At 56.4% G+C, this 18,148-nt stretch carries 19 protein-coding genes; 8 read left to right on the top strand and 11 right to left on the bottom strand.

All coding sequences use genetic code 11. The annotated features are described in order from the left end of the window. The first annotated feature begins 78 nt into the window (after positions 1-78). Complete coding sequence (locus tag EPG66_RS00600; RefSeq protein ID WP_182685641.1) at positions 79-1,311, top strand: MFS transporter; 1,233 nt, start codon at positions 79-81, stop codon at positions 1,309-1,311. Between the two features lie 187 nt (positions 1,312-1,498). Here EPG66_RS00600 and lpxM read toward each other — a convergent pair whose 3' ends face one another. The 3 genes from lpxM to znuA all read right to left on the bottom strand — a co-directional run bounded on the left by lpxM (position 1,499) and on the right by znuA (position 4,891). After that, a complete protein-coding gene (gene lpxM, locus EPG66_RS00595) occupies positions 1,499-2,473 on the bottom strand; it encodes a lauroyl-Kdo(2)-lipid IV(A) myristoyltransferase (RefSeq protein ID WP_039391085.1) in 975 nt (324 codons plus the stop codon). A 125-nt stretch (positions 2,474-2,598) separates the two neighbouring features. Further along, a complete protein-coding gene (mepM, locus tag EPG66_RS00590; protein WP_182685639.1) occupies positions 2,599-3,930 on the bottom strand; it encodes a murein DD-endopeptidase MepM in 1,332 nt (443 codons plus the stop codon). A 13-nt stretch (positions 3,931-3,943) separates the two neighbouring features. Continuing rightward, positions 3,944-4,891, bottom strand: a complete 948-nt coding sequence (znuA, locus tag EPG66_RS00585) for a zinc ABC transporter substrate-binding protein ZnuA (RefSeq protein ID WP_182685637.1) — start codon at positions 4,889-4,891, stop codon at positions 3,944-3,946. Positions 4,892-4,968: 77 nt separating this feature from the next. On the opposite strand from znuA, the gene znuC reads away from it, so the two are divergent. Together znuC and znuB are read left to right on the top strand one after the other, a co-directional pair. Next, positions 4,969-5,724, top strand: a complete 756-nt coding sequence (znuC, locus tag EPG66_RS00580) for a zinc ABC transporter ATP-binding protein ZnuC (RefSeq protein ID WP_031591429.1) — start codon at positions 4,969-4,971, stop codon at positions 5,722-5,724. Then, positions 5,721-6,506 (top strand): zinc ABC transporter permease subunit ZnuB, encoded by a 786-nt coding sequence (znuB, locus tag EPG66_RS00575; protein ID WP_010258643.1) that lies wholly within the window; start codon positions 5,721-5,723, stop codon positions 6,504-6,506. The genes znuC and znuB overlap by 4 nt, the downstream gene beginning before the upstream one ends. Here the strand turns inward: znuB and ruvB are convergent, their stop codons facing one another. The 6 genes from ruvB to aspS all read right to left on the bottom strand — a co-directional run bounded on the left by ruvB (position 6,507) and on the right by aspS (position 12,033). Then, complete coding sequence (gene ruvB / locus EPG66_RS00570) at positions 6,507-7,511, bottom strand: Holliday junction branch migration DNA helicase RuvB (RefSeq protein WP_010258640.1); 1,005 nt, start codon at positions 7,509-7,511, stop codon at positions 6,507-6,509. It abuts the gene before it with no gap. Positions 7,512-7,519: 8 nt separating this feature from the next. Further along, positions 7,520-8,134 (bottom strand): Holliday junction branch migration protein RuvA, encoded by a 615-nt coding sequence (gene ruvA, locus EPG66_RS00565; protein ID WP_010670803.1) that lies wholly within the window; start codon positions 8,132-8,134, stop codon positions 7,520-7,522. A 96-nt stretch (positions 8,135-8,230) separates the two neighbouring features. Beyond that, positions 8,231-8,758 carry a crossover junction endodeoxyribonuclease RuvC gene (gene ruvC, locus EPG66_RS00560; RefSeq protein ID WP_003849205.1) on the bottom strand — a complete coding sequence of 176 codons (528 nt, stop codon included), beginning with the start codon at positions 8,756-8,758 and terminating at the stop codon, positions 8,231-8,233. 37 nt (positions 8,759-8,795) lie between these two features. Continuing rightward, the gene (locus EPG66_RS00555; protein ID WP_010258633.1) at positions 8,796-9,539 is read right to left on the bottom strand and encodes a YebC/PmpR family DNA-binding transcriptional regulator; all 744 of its coding nucleotides are present in this window, start codon (positions 9,537-9,539) and stop codon (positions 8,796-8,798) included. Positions 9,540-9,823: 284 nt separating this feature from the next. Continuing rightward, entirely contained in the window at positions 9,824-10,255 is a 432-nt protein-coding gene (nudB, locus tag EPG66_RS00550) for a dihydroneopterin triphosphate diphosphatase (RefSeq protein ID WP_031591430.1), read from the bottom strand. Beyond that, complete coding sequence (gene aspS, locus EPG66_RS00545; RefSeq protein ID WP_182685635.1) at positions 10,255-12,033, bottom strand: aspartate--tRNA ligase; 1,779 nt, start codon at positions 12,031-12,033, stop codon at positions 10,255-10,257. Before aspS ends, nudB begins: the two co-directional genes overlap by 1 nt. 211 nt (positions 12,034-12,244) lie before the next feature. Between aspS and EPG66_RS00540 the strand changes: the two genes are divergently transcribed. The 4 genes from EPG66_RS00540 (at position 12,245) to cmoB (ending at position 15,306) form a co-directional block, all read left to right on the top strand. Continuing rightward, on the top strand, positions 12,245-13,066 hold the full coding sequence (locus EPG66_RS00540; RefSeq protein ID WP_182685633.1) for a DUF72 domain-containing protein: 822 nt from the start codon (positions 12,245-12,247) through the stop codon (positions 13,064-13,066). Between the two features lie 69 nt (positions 13,067-13,135). Continuing rightward, positions 13,136-13,531, top strand: coding sequence for an MAPEG family protein (locus tag EPG66_RS00535; protein WP_010258617.1), 396 nt, complete (start codon positions 13,136-13,138; stop codon positions 13,529-13,531). 81 nt (positions 13,532-13,612) lie between these two features. Then, complete coding sequence (cmoA, locus tag EPG66_RS00530) at positions 13,613-14,341, top strand: carboxy-S-adenosyl-L-methionine synthase CmoA (protein WP_010258614.1); 729 nt, start codon at positions 13,613-13,615, stop codon at positions 14,339-14,341. Beyond that, positions 14,338-15,306, top strand: coding sequence for a tRNA 5-methoxyuridine(34)/uridine 5-oxyacetic acid(34) synthase CmoB (gene cmoB, locus EPG66_RS00525; RefSeq protein WP_182685631.1), 969 nt, complete (start codon positions 14,338-14,340; stop codon positions 15,304-15,306). Before cmoA ends, cmoB begins: the two co-directional genes overlap by 4 nt. A 4-nt stretch (positions 15,307-15,310) precedes the next feature. Here the strand turns inward: cmoB and EPG66_RS00520 are convergent, their stop codons facing one another. After that, positions 15,311-15,931, bottom strand: coding sequence for a LysE family translocator (locus tag EPG66_RS00520; protein WP_182685629.1), 621 nt, complete (start codon positions 15,929-15,931; stop codon positions 15,311-15,313). Positions 15,932-16,085: 154 nt separating this feature from the next. Between EPG66_RS00520 and EPG66_RS00515 the strand changes: the two genes are divergently transcribed. Beyond that, positions 16,086-17,183, top strand: coding sequence for a glycerol dehydrogenase (locus EPG66_RS00515; RefSeq protein WP_031591434.1), 1,098 nt, complete (start codon positions 16,086-16,088; stop codon positions 17,181-17,183). Between the two features lie 30 nt (positions 17,184-17,213). On the opposite strand, the gene EPG66_RS00510 is transcribed toward EPG66_RS00515, so the two are convergent. Next, complete coding sequence (locus tag EPG66_RS00510) at positions 17,214-18,062, bottom strand: hypothetical protein (protein WP_115387458.1); 849 nt, start codon at positions 18,060-18,062, stop codon at positions 17,214-17,216. Positions 18,063-18,148 lie beyond the last annotated feature (86 nt).

The raw sequence follows: 18,148 nt of genomic DNA, 5'->3' as shown, positions 1-18,148 counted from the left end.
CCGGGTTTACAATGTCGGTGTAGAATAAACAACGCGACTGCCTGGCAGTCGCGTTTTCTTTTCTGACAAGGAGGCCAGATGGCCCGTTTCCACCCCATCAGCCAGCTTACCGGCCGAATTTTACTCTTTCCTCTGGCGTTAGTGCTGTTCGAGTTTGCCACCTATATTGCTCATGACATGATCCAGCCTGGCATGCTGATCGTCACCAGCGAATTTTCCGTCGGCCCTGAATGGGTCTCCACCTCCCTGACCGCCTACCTGATTGGCGGCGTGGTGCTGCAATGGCTGCTGGGTCCTCTTTCTGATAAGTTTGGCCGGCGACCGGTGATGCTCTTCGGCATCCTGTTTTTTGCCGTCGCCTGCATGCTGATGCACTGGGTCAGCTCAATTGAAGAATTTGTCAGCCTGCGCTTTATTCAGGGTATCAGCCTCTGCTTTATCGGCGCGGTCGGCTATGCCGCAATTCAGGAAGCCTTTGATGAGGCGCTAGCGGTGCGCATGATGGCGCTGATGGCCAACGTGGCGCTGCTGGCTCCGCTGGCGGGTCCGCTTGCCGGTGCTGCCTGGCTCACCATTGGCAACTGGCGCAGCATGTTCTGGCTGTTTGCCGCCTGCAGTCTGGTCGCCTTTGTGGTGTTGTGGCGTGTGATGCCCGAAACCGCTGGTGACCGCAGTCATTCCATCGCCCTGCCCAATCTGGCACGCAACTATGGCCGGCTGATGAAAGACCGGCTGGTGATGTTTGGTTCCTTCGCTATCGGGCTGGTGTTTATCCCGATCCTCACCTGGGTTGCTCTTTCGCCGGTGATCCTGATGCACGACGAAGGTCTGTCGCGTATGCAGTACGCGCTGCTGCAGCTGCCGGTGTTTCTGGCGATGATCGCCGGTAACCTGACGCTGAGTAAGCTGGCGGGACGCGTACCGATTGAACAGCCGGTGAAGTTCGCCGCCTGGCCGATTTTGATTGGTCTGAGCCTGGCGCTGGTGGCGAGTCTGATGAACAGCCACGGTTATCTGCTGATAACCGCTGGTCTGAGTCTCTACGCCTTTGGCGCGGGCATGGTCAATGCCGGACTGTATCGCCTGACGCTCTACGCCAGCAACGAAGGCAAAGGCAGCGTGGCAGCGATGCTGGGGATGATCAGTATTATGACGCTGGCGGTGGGAATTGAGCTGGCGAAAAGTGGCTACTTCAGCGGCGGCACGCTATGGTTCTGCCTGGTCAACTTTATCAGCGGCGTGCTCTGGTTCGGTCTGGTGATCCTGTTTATGCGCGAGCGTAAACGTCGCAGCAGGCTGGAAGCGTTATAAACAGGCAGCGCAGCCACAGGTTTGCCCTGAGCAGGCAGCTCAGAAGCTCAAAGCGATGGAAGTATATGCCTGTAGCCAAACAGCGCGGGCCAGGGAGGGCGTCTTATGCGTCTTTGCGAAAGGCGTCTGCGACCTGAGCCAGCTCTTTCCCCCTCATCATAAAAAGGCCGCTTTCGCGGCCTTTTTGCTATTTGCGCGGATAAAGCTCTTTGCGCGAATAGGGCTCGATGTCACCCTCTTTGCGGGTCTTCAGCAGCTTGAGGATCCAGGTGTACTGCTCGGGATGCGGGCGGACAAACACTTCCACCTCCTCATTCATCCGGCGAGCCAGTTGGTGATCGTCGGCTTCCAGCAGATCGTCCATCGGCGGACGCACATAAATTTCAAGCTTGTGCGATTTGCTGTTATAAACCGGGAACAGCGGCACCACACGCGCGCGGCAGACTTTCATCAGTCGCCCTACCGCAGGCAGCGTCGCTTTATAGGTGGCAAAGAAATCGACGAACTCACTCTGCTCCGGGCCATGATCCTGATCGGGCAGGTAGTAGCCCCAGTAGCCCTGGCGGATTGAGCTGATAAAGGGTTTGATACCGTCGTTGCGCGCATGCAGCCGTCCGCCATAACCCCGGCGTGCGGTATTCCAGGCATAGTCCATCAGCGGATCGCTCTGGTTATGGAACATCGCCGCCATCTTTTGACCTTCTGACGCCAGCAGCATAGCGGGAATATCCACCGCCCAGCCGTGCGGCACCAGGAAAATCACATTCTGCTGCTCCGCTTTCATCTGGTCGATAATTTCACGACCATGCCACTCTACACGTTCACGGATACGTGCCGGATCGCGCAGCACCAGCTCGGTCATCATTGCCATCGCCTGCGGTGCCGTCGCAAACATCTCATCGACCAGCGTCGCACGCTGCGCCTCGCTGAGTTCCGGCAGACAGTAATAGAGGTTAATCAGCGCACGGCGACGTGCGCCCTTTGCCAGCTTACCGGCGAATTTGCCTAACCGACCCAGCAGCGGATCACGCACTTTTGGCGGTAACATCGCCATCGCGGCCAGACCACCAATCGCCAGCCAGCTGCCCCAGTATTTAGGTTTGAGAAAAGAACGTTCAAAAACGGGAATAAATTCAGTGTTATTTTTTTTACGGGTTTCCATGCACTCGCCTCAAGCAATGACCGGCTAATGATAGTGACGACCTGAAAATTTGCAATCATCCTGCGCCAGATAGCAAAAAACCGACGGGAAAACCGTCGGTTTTTGCGCGATTTGACGAAATTCGCTTACTTCAGACCCAGCTGAGGCAGCCAGGATTTAACCTGTGCCATGTAATCGCTGCGATCTTTGCCCGTCAGGCCCTCCATGCGCGGCAGTTTCGCCGTTAATGGGTTGACCGCCTGATTATTGATCCAGATTTCGAAATGCAGATGCGGCCCGGTAGATCGTCCGGTGTTACCTGACAGTCCAATACGGTCGCCACGTTTCACTTTCTGACCTGGCTTCACCAGCACTTTCTTCATGTGCATATAGCGCGTCATATACTGGCGGCCATGACGAATGGCGACGTAGTTACCCGCCGCACCGCCGTTCTTCGCCACGACGATCTCACCATCACCCACTGCCAGCACCGGCGTACCGATCGGCAGCGCAAAGTCGACACCTTTATGAGGCGCAATGCGGCCGGTAACCGGGTTGAGACGACGCGGATTAAAGTTAGAAGAGACACGATACTGCTTAACCGTCGGGAAGCGCATAAAGCCGCGCGCCAGACCGGAGCCGCTGCGATCGTAGAACTTGCCATCTTCGGCGCGGAAAGCGTAATAGTCTTTACCCCCGCTACGCAGGCGCACACCCAGCAACTGACTTTGCGCACTCTTACCATCCAGCATTTCGCGTGATATCAGTACGCTGAACTGGTCACCCGCACGCAGCTTACGGAAATCCATCTGCCACTGCAGCGCTTTGATTACGGCGCTGGATTCGGCACTGCTCAACCCGGCACGCTGGGCACTGGCGGCGAAACTGCCGCGCACTTCGCCCTGCATCACGCTGTTGCGCCATTCACCCTTCTGCATCTCCGCATCCATCTTAAAGCCGCCTTTAGGGGTGCGCTCATAGGTGCGGGTTTCACGGCGGGAAATTTCCCAGCTCAGGGTTTTCAGGCCGCCATCATCATCCAGCGTCCAGCTCAGCTGCTGACCAACCTGCAGATTACGCAGGTCGCGATCGCTCATCACCAGCGCATTAATGTCACTGATGTCGATGCCATACTGATTCAGGGCACTGCTCAGGGTATCGCCGGATGAAACGGTGTAGTCGTGAACCCCGGCCGTTTCGGGCACGTCGGTGTCCACATCGTCCGCAGGCAGTTCTTCGTCCGGTTCCGGTGTGCTCTGATCGATAGGCTCACTGGCTTCCGGCAACAGCGTGCGGAACGTGTTCTTATCCAGTTCGATGTTTTTGACGATGGGTGTCACATCATCCGAAGGATGATAAACGTAAGGCCGCCAGACAGCGACGGCCAGAGTGACTACAGTTAAAGAACCCAGCATTACGCGGTGGGGGCGCGGCAAATTATTAAATGCGAGGGCGACAGAGCGGGCTATCTGCTGCACTTTTACCTATTCCTCATGCTCCATTCAGGCAGCTTTCATACTGGCTCGACAGTTGTGAGAGGAATTTCACATAGCTGTCTTTGGCTAAGCTGATGTCTGTTCCCAGGGGATCGAGCGTGCCTTTACGCACCTGCGTTCCGCGGGCGACAGCATCGATGACTGCTGGCCTGAATTGTGGCTCAGCAAAGACGCAGACCGCCTTTTGCTCAACCAACTGTGTTCGTATCTGATGTAAACGCTGAGCGCCCGGTTGAATTTCAGGATTGACGGTAAAGTGCCCGGTGGGCGAGAGACCGTATTGTTTTTCAAAGTACGTGTAAGCGTCGTGAAAAACGAAATATCCTTTATTTCTGACCGGAGCGAGTTGTGCGCTAACGCGTTTGTCCGTGTCCGCCAAAGCTACCTCAAACTGCTGGAGGTTGGCGTCAAGTTTGGCTTTATCTTGCGGCATAAGTTCCAATAATTTTCCATGGATTGCAACCGCGGTCTTGCGCGCAATCTCTGGCGACAACCACAGGTGCATATTAAACTCGCCGTGATGATGGTGATGAGCATCGGCGTCCTGTTCTTCGGATTTTTCCGCTGTGTGTTCATCTTCATCTTCACCACCGCTAATCAATAACGGTTTTACCCCTTCGATGTTCACCATCGCGAGGTTTTTCTGAGCCGGAAGTTCAGCCGCAGACTTCGCCATAAAGGCTTCCATTTCAGGCCCGACCCAGACGACTAAGTCCGCGTTTTTTAAGCGTTTTGCATCTGAGGGCCGCAGGGAATAATCGTGCTCAGAGGCACCGTCCGGTAGCAGAACGTCAACCGGTGTGACACCATCGGCAATAGCCGCAGCGATAAACCCTACCGGTTTGAGTGAAGCCACGACATTCGCCTGAGCGGGAAGGGTTAACGAAGCTGTAACGGAGAAAGCAGTTAAGGCGAAAATTGCGCCCTTTTTATTATGTAACATATTGCGTCATTCCATCGTGACCATGAGGTGGAATGTGATATTATAACATTCGAAATTCTGTGCAACCTGTAAATACTATGACCTCACTTGTCACACTCGATAATGTTTCGATAAAGTTCAGCCAGCGCAATGTGTTATCCGGTGTCAGCCTGGCACTGCAGCCTGGCCGCATCCTCACCCTGCTGGGTCCTAACGGTGCCGGAAAATCAACGCTGGTGCGTGTGGTACTGGGACTGCTCGCCCCCACCACCGGTTCCGTTCAGCGTGATCCCGGTCTGCGAATTGGCTATGTGCCACAGAAGCTGCACATTGACCCGACCCTGCCGGTGACGGTTGAACGCTTTATGCGTCTGACCCGTGGCAGCAAAAACGCCGAGATCCTGCCAGCGCTGAAACGCGTGCAGGCGGGTCACCTGCTCAATGCCCCGCTGCAAAAGCTTTCCGGTGGTGAAACCCAGCGTGTGCTGCTGGCGCGCGCCCTGCTGAATCAGCCTCAGTTGCTGGTGCTGGATGAGCCTACGCAGGGGGTGGATGTGAATGGTCAGGTGTCACTCTATGACCTTATCAATCAGTTACGCGTTGAACTGAACTGCGGCGTACTCATGGTCTCCCACGATCTGCATCTGGTGATGGCCAAAACCGACGAAGTGCTGTGCCTTAACCATCACATCTGTTGTTCCGGCACCCCGGAAGCGGTATCGCAGCATCCGGAATTTATCGCCATGTTTGGTCCGCGCGGCGCGGAGGAGCTGGCAATTTATCGTCATCATCATAATCACCGTCACGACCTTCAGGGACGTATCGTTTTACGCAAAGGACAGGGTCCATCATGATTGAGTTGTTATTACCGGGCTGGATAGGCGGTGTGATGTTAGCGCTGGCTGCCGGTCCGCTGGGATCGTTTGTTGTCTGGCGCAAGATGTCCTATTTCGGCGATACCCTGGCGCATGCCTCTCTGCTTGGCGTGGCATTTGGCCTGCTGTTTAACGTGAATCCTTACTACGCGGTGATTCTGGTTACGGTCTGCCTGGCGCTGGGACTGGTCTGGCTGGAGCGTCGTCCACATCTGGCTATCGATACCCTGCTGGGGATTATGGCGCACAGCGCGCTGTCGCTGGGCCTGGTGGTGGTCAGCCTGATGAAGAACGTTCGCGTCGATCTGATGGCTTATCTGTTTGGCGATCTGCTGGCGGTGACGCCAGACGATCTCTGGATGATGGGTGGTGGCGTGGTGATCGTGCTGCTGGTGATGGCGTGGCAGTGGCGGTCGCTGCTGTCGATGACCATCAGCCCGGAACTGGCACAGGTGGATGGCGTCAATATCCAGCGTACCCGACTGATTCTGATGCTGGTCACGGCCCTGACGATTGGGGTGGCGATGAAGTTCGTGGGTGCGCTGATCATCACCTCACTGCTGATTATCCCCGCTGCGACCGCTCGCCGCTTTGTGCGTTCACCGGAAGGCATGGCGGCCGTCGCCGTGGTCATCGGAGTGATTGCCGTAACCGGCGGCCTGACCTTCTCCGCCTTCTACGACACCCCTGCCGGGCCGTCAGTAGTGCTCTGCGCCGCTATCCTGTTTATTTTCAGCATGGTCCGGAAACCAGCAGTCTAGTTACTCTTCACGCGTAATGCCGAAGTGACGATAAGCGTGCTGCGTGGCCATCCGGCCACGCGGTGTACGCTGAATGAAGCCCTGCTGAATCAGGAAGGGTTCAATCACATCTTCGATGGTTTCGCGCTCTTCACCAATAGCCGCAGCCAGGTTATCCAGCCCCACCGGCCCACCCATAAATTTGTCGATGATTGCCAGCAGCAGTTTACGGTCCATATAATCGAATCCTTCGCTGTCTACGTTAAGCATATCCAGCGCGCTGCAGGAGACTTCACCGCTCAAATCACCGTTTGCCCGCACTTCGGCGAAGTCACGAACGCGGCGCAGCAGGCGGTTGGCGATACGCGGTGTGCCGCGTGCGCGACGGGCAATCTCTAACGCCCCTTCGTCACTCAGCGCCAGACCCAGACAGGCGGCGCTGCGGCCTACGATGTGCTGCAAATCTTTAACCTGGTAGAACTCAAGCCGCTGCACAATGCCAAAACGATCGCGCAGCGGCGAAGTCAGCGAGCCAGCACGCGTGGTGGCGCCAATCAGGGTAAACGGCGGCAGATCGAGCTTGATTGAGCGCGCAGCCGGGCCTTCGCCGATCATGATATCCAGCTGATAATCTTCCATCGCCGGGTAGAGTATCTCTTCCACCACCGGTGAGAGGCGATGGATTTCATCGATAAACAGGACGTCATGCGGTTCAAGGTTGGTCAGCATCGCCGCCAGGTCGCCCGCCTTTTCCAGCACCGGACCTGAGGTAGTGCGAAGATTAACGCCCATCTCGTTAGCCACGATGTTCGCCAGGGTGGTTTTACCCAGTCCCGGCGGACCGAAGATCAGCAGATGATCGAGCGCATCGCCGCGCAGTTGCGCTGCCTTGATGAAAATCTCCATCTGCTCTCGCACCTGTGGCTGACCGACATACTCGGTCAGCATCTTCGGGCGAATAGCGCGGTCAATAACCTCTTCTTCGCTGATACTGGCAGCGGAGATCAGGCGGTCGGCTTCTATCATGAATTACCTCAAATGGCGGCGCGTAGCGCTTCGCGGATCAGGGTTTCGCAATCCGCATCCGGTCGACCGACTTTACTGATCATACGGCTCGCTTCCTGCGGTTTATAACCCAGTGATACCAGCGCTGCAACCGCTTCGGCTTCCGCATCATTGGTTTCCGGCTCGGCGCTCGGCGTGGTCAGCGTAAAGGCAGAATCGCCGCCAAACAGGTCGCCGTGCATTCCTTTGAAGCGGTCCTTCATTTCGACCACCAGACGCTCAGCCGTTTTTTTGCCCACGCCTGGCAGTTTCACCAGTGACGCGATCTCCTCTTTCTCAACAGCGGTCACAAACTGCTGCGCCGACATGCCGGAGAGGATCGCCAGCGCCAGCTTGGGTCCGACGCCATTCACTTTAATCAGTTCGCGAAACAGCGCGCGCTCCTGCTTGCTGTTAAAACCAAACAGCAGTTGCGCATCTTCACGCACCACAAAGTGGGTAAAAATCACCGCTTCGTGCTGAAGTTCAGGCAACTCATAAAAACAGGTCATGGGCATATAAATTTCATAGCCGACGCCGTGTGCCTCAAGCAGCACCAGTGGCGGCTGCTTTTCCAGAATATTGCCCCGTAAACGACCTATCACCTGAACGCTTCCTTAACTATCGAATGTGGCGGAATTTATAACATAAAAAAGGCTGGATGAATATCCAGCCTGTGAGTGCGACCTGAGCGATGACGGCTAACCTGAGCGTAACCGTCCGCGCGTCAGCACCAGCTTGCTGTCACTCATGCGAGCCGCATTCTGAGCCACATGACAGTGCGTAATGGCAATCGCCAGCGCATCGGCGGCATCTGCCTGTGGGTTCGCCGGCAGCTTCAGCAGGGTTCGCACCATGTGCTGCACCTGACTTTTCTCGGCGCTGCCGATGCCAACGACGGTCTGTTTTACCTGACGGGCGGCATACTCAAACACCGGCAGATCGTGGTTAACCGCGGCAACAATCGCGGCACCGCGTGCCTGGCCGAGCTTCAGCGCGGAGTCTGCATTCTTCGCCATAAAAACCTGTTCAATGGCGAAGAAGTCGGGTGAAAACTGCGTAATGATTTCACAGACGCCCGCGTAAATCAGTTTCAGACGGGCGGGCAACTCGGTGGTATTAGTGCGGATACAGCCGCTGCCCAGATATGTGAGCTGGCGGCCAGTCTGACGAATAACACCATAACCGGTGATGCGTGAGCCGGGATCGATACCCAGGATAATCGACATTACGCCTCTTTGGTTAAAGTGATTACGGTAGACGCCATTACAGCGTTTCCGCTACCTCGTCGGAGATTTCACCGTTGTGATAGACCTCCTGCACATCGTCGCAATCTTCCAGCATGTCGATCAGACGCAGCAGTTTAGGTGCGGTTTCCGCATCCATCTCTGCTTTGGTGGTCGGGATCATTGCCACTTCTGCAGTGTCCGCTTTCAGGCCGAGCGCTTCCAGTGCATCACGCACCGTGCCCATCTCTTCCCATGCGGTGAAGACATCAATCGCGCCGTCGTCATAGCTGACCACATCTTCTGCGCCCGCTTCCAGAGCCGCTTCCATCACCGCATCTTCATCCTGACCCGGCGCATAGGAGATCACGCCTTTCTTGTTGAACAGGTAAGCCACGGAGCCGTCGGTGCCAAGATTTCCGCCGGTTTTGGTGAAGGCGTGACGCACTTCGCCCACGGTACGGTTACGGTTGTCACTCAGGCATTCAATCATGATGGCCGAGCCGCCAGGACCGTAGCCTTCATAGATGATGGTTTCCATGTTGGCATTGTCATCGCCGCCTACACCGCGCGCAATAGCGCGATCCATGGTGTCACGCGTCATATTGTTCGCCAGCGCTTTATCCATCGCTGCACGCAGGCGCGGGTTTGAGCCCGGATCGCCGCCGCCCAGCTTGGCCGCTGTCACCAGTTCACGAATGATTTTGGTGAAGATTTTGCCGCGCTTGGCATCCTGCGCCGCCTTACGGTGTTTGGTATTTGCCCACTTACTGTGTCCTGCCATTTTAAATTTTCTCCGATCTTTTACAGGGTGCAGGCTATCCTGCTTGCGAGCCTGTTTACCGTCCGTACGCATACAGGTGACTGACAACCTGAATGCCCCGAGGGCGAGCTTCGCGAAGCATCCTCACGTACAAGCGTACGCTGACGACGTCGCGCGGGCGGTGAACAACCTCACGGTGCCGATTACGCCTGACTGTTCAATATGTTGGTGAAGTCCTGTTAAAACTCACCAGATTCATAAAATTTAATCTATCCGCCGCCGGAATACCGGGCGATGGCGAGCATTCAGATAAATTCTTCAATTGCCTGGCGGTTACTCCATGATCGGGTTAATGCTGCAGCGTCAGCGGGTGCCAGCCAGCGAAACGCCAGATGCTCGGTGAGCATCACATTGCGCTCCGTCGGCAGTTGCAGGCGAAACCAGTGCTCGTGATTATGGGTGACATCAGGGGCGTAGCGATGGCGGAAATGGGGAAAGATTTCAAAGTCGATCTGACGCTGACAATCCTCCACCTCCAGCCGCTCGGCCAGCACGTCGATGCCGATTTCCTCATTCACTTCACGACACGCGGTCGCCAGCGGTGACTCTCCCGCCTCCAGGCTGCCGGTGACCGACTGCCAGAACGTGGGATCGTCACGCCGCTGCAGCATCAACACCCGGCCAGTATCGCGCGCCGAAATGACGACCAGCACTGAAACCGGGTGTTTATAGCCCATTATTTATTCTCAGGCTTTTCTTTTTTAACGACCTGAATACCGAGCTCCAGCAGGGAAGCCGGATTGGCTTCGCTTGGCGCTTCGGTCATCATGCAGGCGGCCGCCGTGGTTTTCGGGAACGCAATAACGTCACGAATGTTATCGGTGCCGGTCAGCAGCATAGTCAGACGATCCAGACCAAAGGCCAGGCCCGCATGCGGTGGCGTACCGAACTTCAGCGCATCCAGCAGGAAGCCAAACTTCTCACGCTGCTCATGCTCTTCGATACCCAGAATGCTGAACACCGTCTGCTGCATTTTGCCGTTGTGGATACGCACTGAACCGCCGCCCACTTCGTAACCGTTGATCACCATGTCGTAGGCATTCGCCACGGCACGGGTTGGATCGGCGGCCAGCTCTTCTGCGCTCATCTCTTTTGGCGCCGTGAACGGATGGTGCATCGCAGCCAGACCGCCCTCCTCGTCCTCTTCGAACATCGGGAAGTCGATCACCCACAGCGGTGCCCAGGCTTTCTCATCAGTGATGTTCAGCTCGCGGCCCACTTTCAGACGCAGCGCACCCAGTGCATCAGCGACTACTTTGGCGCGATCGGCACCAAAGAAGATAATGTCGCCATCCTGTGCGCCGGTGCGGCTCAGAATGCCTTCCACGATCTCTGCATTCAGGAATTTGGCAACCGGGCTCTGCACGCCTTCCAGGCCTTCAGCACGGACGTTAACCTTCATCCATGCCAGACCTTTGGCACCGTAAATCTCCACGAACTTGCCATATTCATCAATCTGCTTACGGCTCAGCTGTGCGCCGGTCGGCACGCGCAGCGCGGCAACACGGCCCTTTTCATCGTTAGCCGGGCCAGAGAAGACCTGGAACTCCACGTTTTTAAGCAGGTCGCCGACGTCCACCAGCTCCATCGGGTTACGCAGATCCGGTTTATCAGAACCGTAGCGATGCATCGCTTCCGCAAAGGTCATCTGCGGGAACTCGCCGAGATCAACGCCCTGCACGTCCTGCCACAGATTGCGGATTAAACGCTCCATGATTTCACGCACCTGTGGCGCGGTCATAAAGGAGGTTTCCACGTCGATCTGGGTAAATTCTGGCTGACGATCGGCACGTAAATCTTCGTCGCGGAAGCATTTAACGATCTGATAGTAGCGGTCAAAACCGGACATCATCAGCAGCTGTTTGAACAGCTGAGGTGACTGCGGCAGCGCATAGAATTTGCCTTTATGTACCCGGCTTGGCACCAGATAGTCACGCGCGCCTTCCGGCGTCGCTTTGGTCAGCATCGGGGTTTCGATATCCAGGAAACCTTCGTCATCCATAAAGCGACGAACAAAGCTGGTGATTTTTGCGCGGGTTTTCAGACGCGTCACCATCTCAGGGCGACGCAGATCCAGATAGCGGTACTTCAGGCGCGCTTCTTCGCTGTTGGTCTGATTCGAGTCCAGCGGCAGTGGCTCAGAGCGGTTAATGATGGTCAGTGCCTGGGCAAACACCTCCACTTCGCCGGTCGCCATGTCGCTGTTTTTGTTCTTCTCATCACGCGCACGCACGGTACCGGTGATCTGGATACAGAATTCGTTACGCAGTTCAGAAGCCAGCTTAAATGCGTCCTGGCGATCGGGATCAAAAAACACCTGCACGATGCCTTCACGGTCGCGCATATCGATAAAAATCAAACTGCCCAGATCGCGACGGCGGTTTACCCAGCCGCAAAGCGTGACTTGCTGACCCACATGAGACAGATTGAGCTGTCCGCAATATTCTGTACGCATAACACTATCCTTTTAACTTCGCCGCTGCATCTGACAGCATCCGGCCGCGTTACCTGTTGCGATGCTGTCGCAAAAATGGCGGTCATTATAATGGAAAAAGCCAGACAGGATAAGCAGATCCGCGCCAAAGCGCCGATTTCCTGTGTGCATTTGCCCCCCAGCCTGACCATAGCGGATAATGGGGTATCTTAATCTGCAGCCAGGAGCGCGCGTGACACTTCGTATTGGCCTGCCCCAGTGGCAGCATTCACACTGGAAACGCTGGGGCATCGAAAGCCTGGCGGACTATGCCCGCTATTTCCATTGTGTAGAGGGAAATACCACGCTTTATGCGCTGCCGAATCCGGAAACCGTGATGCGCTGGCGCGATATGACGCACGATGCGTTTCGCTTCTGCTTTAAGTTTCCCAATACCATCAGCCATCAGGCGGCGCTGCAGCACAGCGATGACCTGCTGACCGATTTCCTGCGGCTGATGGAGCCGCTGGCCGATCGTATCGGTCAGTACTGGCTGCAACTGCCTGCCAGCTTCTCTCCGACGCAGCTCGACGACCTGTGGCGCTTTCTCGACAGCCTGCCGCGCCGTTTTCACTACGGCGTCGAAGTCCGCCATCCCGCTTTCTTCGCCAAAGGGGATGCTGAACGGGCGCTGAATCGCGGCCTGCTGGCGCGCGGCATCAATCGCGTGATGCTCGACAGCCGTCCGGTTCACGCCTCCACCTCGCAAAGTCCGGCCGCGCTGGTGGCCCGCGCGCAGAAGCCCCGGGTGCCGCCTCATGCATTGCGAACCGGCTCGCAGCCGATGGTGCGGTTTATCGGCAGCGACAGAGTGGAAGAGAGCGTGCCGCTGTTTCAGATCTGGCGTGACAAACTGAAGGAGTGGCAGCAACAGGGCGACGCCATGCTGTTTCTGCACACGCCCGATATGGGCCAGGTCTTTCCGCTGGTGCAGGCGCTCTGGCCGCAACTGCAGCAGATCGATCCGGCTATTGGCAGTGGACCGGACTGGCCGCAGCAGACGTCACTGTTTTGATTCCTGCCCAGGACAGAGGGCTGTGCGCCCGTTAGAATAGAAGCATTATAGACAGTCGCAGGGGTGGCAATGGTTAGCGCGTTATATGTGGTGATGGGTGCATTACTGGTGATGAAATTCACGCTGGACGTGGTTCGCTACCGCCGTTTCTATCGCGTGGCGTATGGTGATGGCGGCTACCACGACCTGAAAATGGCGATTCGCATTCACGGCAACGCCATCGAAACCATTCCGCTGGCGCTGTTTCTGCTGGTGATGATGGAGATGAACGGCGCCGATATCTGGATGGTGCATCTCACGGGTCTGCTGTTCTTTATCAGTCGCCTGCTGCACGCCTGGGGTTTGCGCAGCAGCGCAATGGCAGGCCGCAAATATGGCATGCTGCTGACACTGTTTTCCCTCTGCGGCATGGTGATTTTTAACCTGATCTATATGCCGTGGGAACTGGTGCTGACGCTGCATTAAGCTGGCCTGGGTTAAGGGGTGCAGCCCGCCCCACTTTCTGCGAGAATAGCGCCCTTTCCGTCGTCTCTTCGGATTTTCGATATGTCTGACCGCGATCAACTCTTCTCAGCGCCCATTGCAAAACTGGGCGACTGGACTTTTGACGAGCGTGTAGCTGAAGTCTTTCCTGACATGATTCAGCGCTCGGTGCCGGGCTACTCCAACATCATTTCGATGATTGGCATGCTGGCAGAACGTTTTGTTACCCCGGACAGCAAGGTTTATGACCTGGGCTGCTCCCTGGGCGCGGCCACCCTGTCGGTGCGCCGCAATATTCAGGTGCCGGGTTGCCAGATCATCGCAGTGGATAACTCCCCGGCGATGGTAGAGCGCTGCCGTCGCCATCTTGATGCGTTTCGCGCGGACACACCGGTAACGGTGCTGGAAGCGGATATCCGCGACATTGAGATTGAGAATGCCTCTCTGGTGGTGCTCAACTTTACGCTGCAGTTTCTGGAACCGCCTGCGCGTCTGGCGCTGCTGGAAAAGATCTGGCAGGGACTGAAACCGGGCGGTGCGCTGGTACTGTCAGAGAAGTTCAGTTTTGAAGATGCCGAAGTCGGTGAGCTGCTGTTTAACATGCATCACGACTTCAAGCGCGCCAACGGCTACAGCGAACTGGAAATCAGCCAGAAACGCAGCATGCTGGAAAATGTGATGCTGACTGACAGCGTTGAAGCTCATAAAGCCCGTCTGAAACAGGCCGGTTTCTCGCACGCCGAACTCTGGTTCCAGTGCTTTAATTTTGGATCTCTGGTGGCGTTGAAATGATCGACTTTGGCCGTTTTTATCAGCAAATTGCGGTGGGACCGCTGGCGAAGTGGCTGGAAGTGTTACCGGCGCAAATCAGCGAGTGGCAGCGTGAAAACCTGCATGGGCACTTCCGCGACTGGTACAAGTCGCTGGAGTATCTGCCGCTGCTGGAGCCTCAAAAGCTTGACCTGCTGCACAGCGTTACCGCTGACCGCGATGACATCAGCGATCGCCATCGTCAGGGTATTGAGAAATTACTGCGCAACCTGATGCCGTGGCGCAAGGGGCCCTATTTCCTTTATGGCACCCACATCAACACCGAATGGCGTTCGGACTGGAAGTGGGAGCGCGTACTACCGCACATCTCTCCGCTGGCCGGCCGCACAGTGCTCGATGTGGGCTGCGGTAGTGGCTATCACATGTGGCGGATGATTGGCGCGGGTGCCCATCTGGTGGTCGGCATCGATCCAATGCAGCTATTCCTGGTGCAGTTCGAAGCGGTGCGCAAACTGCTGAACGACGATCGCCGGGCGCATATGCTGCCGCTGGGCATTGAGCAGTTACCGGTATTGCAGGCGTTCGATACCGTGTTCTCGATGGGCGTGCTCTATCATCGCCGTTCGCCGCTGGATCACCTGTTACAGCTTAAGAATCAGCTGGTCAGCGGTGGCGAACTGGTGCTGGAGACGCTGGTGATTGAGGGCGATGTGAATCAGGTGCTGGTGCCCGGTGAGCGATATGCGCAGATGCGCAATGTCTTCTTTATTCCGTCAGCTGAAGCGCTGAAAAGCTGGCTGGAAAAAAGCGGCTTTGTCGATGTACGGATTGTCGATTTCGCCCTCACTACCACTGAAGAGCAACGCCGTACTGACTGGATGACCAGCGAGTCTCTGTCTGAATTCCTCGATCCCGATGACCCCAGCAAAACGGTCGAGGGCTATCCGGCGCCTCTGCGCGCCGTACTGGTCGCCACCAAACCGTAATGCCCTAGCGGCGAGACAACGCCAGTTTCGCCGCAAATCCAATAAAGACGCAGCCAGTCAGGCGATCCATCACCTTCAGCACCCGCGGTTTGCGCAAATGACCGGCGAAATAGTGGCTGCCGACAATCAGTACTGCATTCCAGATCAGCCCCAGCAGCATGTGTGCCAGCGCCATCAGACTACACCAGAGCGCCACCGACGCCCCCGCCGGGATAAACTGTGGCAAAAAACTCACATAGAAGATCCCCACTTTGGGGTTTAGCAGATTGCCCAGCAGCCCGCGGCTGAAGCAGGCAAGATAGCCCTGCTGCAGCGCCGGTTGTTGCGTGTCGACTGCTGTCTGGCGAGGTTTCAGCAACAATTTCAGCCCCAGCCAGAGTAACCAGGCGGCACCCAGCCACTTAAGCAGGTTATAGGCCATTTCGGAGGCCAGCAGCAGCGCGCCTAAACCGAATCCCACCGCGACACCCCAGACCAGACAGCCGAGCGTGATACCCAGTGCCGTCACGCTGGCGCGCTTTGCGCCCTGAGCGACTGCTGAGCGCAGTACCAGCGCAGTATCAAATCCCGGCGTCAGCGTCAGTATGGTGATGGCAAACAGAAATGAAAACAGCGTGGTGGTCATGGCGTTCTCCCTGGAGGTAACAGCCGGTCAGCAGCGTATGGGTGTCCTGCCAGCGTAACAGGCTCGTCGAATTATCTCACCCTGAACACTCTCCCTGTTCGTCAGCGTGTGCCAGGCTAAGGGCGGTTTAACTTCATATTAAGGAGCTGTGATTATGAGTAAATTTATCTTCTCTTCACCCCGTAAATATGTGCAGGGCGCGGGCGTGCTGGATGAGCTGGGTCCCTATGTCGCCGAACTGGGTGATAACGCTTTCCTGGTTGCGGATGATGTCGTCTGGAAATTGATCGGCGAACGCGCCCAACAGGCGCTGCAAAAGGCGGGCGTTACCTTCAACTGGCACCAGTTCAACGGCGAGGCGTCGAGCAATGAAATTACCCGTCTGAGCCAGCTGGCGAAAAGTCAGGGCTGTAACGTGGTTGTCGGGCTGGGCGGCGGCAAAACGCTGGATACGGTTAAAGCGGTGGCGGATGAGCTGAAGCAGCCGGTAGCCATCGTGCCTACGATCGCCTCCACCGACGCCCCCTGTAGCGCCCTGTCGGTCATCTATTCTGATAGCGGCGTATTTGAGAGCTATCGCTTCTACAGCAAAAACCCTGATTTGGTGCTGGTGGACACCGCCGTCTGCGCCAGTGCGCCAGCACGACTCTTTGCCTCCGGCATTGCAGATGGCCTGGCGACCTGGGTTGAAGCGCAGGCGGTGGCGCGTTCGCATTCAAAATCGATGGTTAATGGTGATCCGACAATTGCCGGGCTGGCGATTGCCCGTGCCTGCGAAGAAACGCTGCTTACCTGGGGTTACAGCGCCTATGTTGCCGTCACCCAAAAACGAGTGACGCCCGCAGTGGAAGCGGTGGTTGAGGCGAATACGCTGTTATCGGGGCTGGGCTTTGAAAACGGAGGGCTGGCAGCTGCGCATGCTATTCATAATGGGTTCACCGCGATTGATGGTGATATCCACCATCTGACCCATGGCGAGAAAGTCGCCTACGGCACACTGACGCAGATGGTGCTTGAGAAGCGTCCGGATGAGGAAATTGCGCGCTATATCCGCTTCTATCGCTCGATCAACATGCCGACCACGCTCCGGGAGTTGCATCTGGAAAATGAGAGCTGGGAGAATCTGGTCAAAGTGGGTGCACTGGCGAACAGTGAGGGCGACACGCTGAAAAACCTTAATCCAAACCTTTCACCGGAAGATATTGCAAACGCACTGCTGGCGCTGGATGCCTTTAGTCAGACGGTTAAATAACCACCCGACAGGCGATCATCCGATCGCCTTTTACTCCGCCGCCGCCGGCTGGTCCCAGTACTCATATTTGTAGGCGGAACTGAGATGGCGCTCAATAGTGCCGCGCGTGAAGATTTCGGTCTCGTGAAGATAGCTCAGGGTACAGTTACCCACCTGATCCCAGGACTGACACTCATCTACTGACCGGATGGTGCTCAGCGGTGTGGTCGCCGTGCCGTTCAGCCGCACTTCACGCCATTGGGGATCGTAGGTATAACTGTCGGTGCTGCGGGCCGATGTGGTGCGGGTCACCAGACCCTGCGGGTTCCAGTGGTAATGATTTTCACCGTTGGTCAGAGGATCGCTGCCGCGTGCCACGCTCTTCTCCAGCCGGAACTGCCGATCATAGCGATAAGTCGTGTCGGTAAAGCCGCTTTTACCCATGCTGGTAAACCTGTCTGAGGCGCTGGTAATGTTGCCATGCTGACCTTTCTGCCAGTTAATCGTCCCCTGTCGGTTATCGACCACCACCTCTTTGCCCTCTTTCAGCACTTTTACCATATAGGCATATTCCGCCACCCAGCCGCCCTGCACCCGGGCAATGTGTTGCTCCATGCTGAGAATAACGTTGCGCTCACTTTTGTCATAGCTGACGTCGGCAACCGTCAGATCGCCACAGGCGTCAAACTGCCCCAGCACCCGCTTTTGCGAGTTCACATCTTTGCCAAACTCACCCGCAACCACCTGCTTCACCGCGCCTTTCGCATTCCCGCCCAGCAAAATCAGGTTATTGCTGTTAGCCACAGCAACGTTGTTCGGGCTGCATGCGCTGGCGGCAGCGCTGCCACTGCAGAGAGCAGTCAGGATCAGAGTCAGGACAGCAATCGGATTGGGTTTCATAGGATCTTTTCCAGGCGACGTTGCTTTCAGTGTAAACGCTACGGTGATGAACAGCGGCAATCTGTGAAGATTTCAGCCTGCATCGC

The organism is Pantoea pleuroti, assembly GCF_014156615.1.
Lineage (GTDB): Bacteria > Pseudomonadota > Gammaproteobacteria > Enterobacterales > Enterobacteriaceae > Pantoea > Pantoea agglomerans.
The sequence above is the reverse complement of the archived record's forward strand: the minus strand, read 5'-3'. Positions and strand labels throughout refer to the sequence as shown.

Coding starts and splice junctions, on each gene's coding strand:
- EPG66_RS00600 (WP_182685641.1), top strand. CDS start 79: ATGGCCCGTTTCCACCCCATCAGCCAGCTTACCGGCCGAATTTTACTC.
- lpxM (WP_039391085.1), bottom strand. CDS start 2,473: ATGGAAACCCGTAAAAAAAATAACACTGAATTTATTCCCGTTTTTGAA.
- znuA (WP_182685637.1), bottom strand. CDS start 4,891: ATGTTACATAATAAAAAGGGCGCAATTTTCGCCTTAACTGCTTTCTCC.
- znuC (WP_031591429.1), top strand. CDS start 4,969: ATGACCTCACTTGTCACACTCGATAATGTTTCGATAAAGTTCAGCCAG.
- znuB (WP_010258643.1), top strand. CDS start 5,721: ATGATTGAGTTGTTATTACCGGGCTGGATAGGCGGTGTGATGTTAGCG.
- ruvB (WP_010258640.1), bottom strand. CDS start 7,511: ATGATAGAAGCCGACCGCCTGATCTCCGCTGCCAGTATCAGCGAAGAA.
- ruvC (WP_003849205.1), bottom strand. CDS start 8,758: ATGTCGATTATCCTGGGTATCGATCCCGGCTCACGCATCACCGGTTAT.
- EPG66_RS00555 (WP_010258633.1), bottom strand. CDS start 9,539: ATGGCAGGACACAGTAAGTGGGCAAATACCAAACACCGTAAGGCGGCG.
- nudB (WP_031591430.1), bottom strand. CDS start 10,255: ATGGGCTATAAACACCCGGTTTCAGTGCTGGTCGTCATTTCGGCGCGC.
- aspS (WP_182685635.1), bottom strand. CDS start 12,033: ATGCGTACAGAATATTGCGGACAGCTCAATCTGTCTCATGTGGGTCAG.
- EPG66_RS00535 (WP_010258617.1), top strand. CDS start 13,136: ATGGTTAGCGCGTTATATGTGGTGATGGGTGCATTACTGGTGATGAAA.
- cmoA (WP_010258614.1), top strand. CDS start 13,613: ATGTCTGACCGCGATCAACTCTTCTCAGCGCCCATTGCAAAACTGGGC.
- cmoB (WP_182685631.1), top strand. CDS start 14,338: ATGATCGACTTTGGCCGTTTTTATCAGCAAATTGCGGTGGGACCGCTG.
- EPG66_RS00520 (WP_182685629.1), bottom strand. CDS start 15,931: ATGACCACCACGCTGTTTTCATTTCTGTTTGCCATCACCATACTGACG.
- EPG66_RS00515 (WP_031591434.1), top strand. CDS start 16,086: ATGAGTAAATTTATCTTCTCTTCACCCCGTAAATATGTGCAGGGCGCG.
- EPG66_RS00510 (WP_115387458.1), bottom strand. CDS start 18,062: ATGAAACCCAATCCGATTGCTGTCCTGACTCTGATCCTGACTGCTCTC.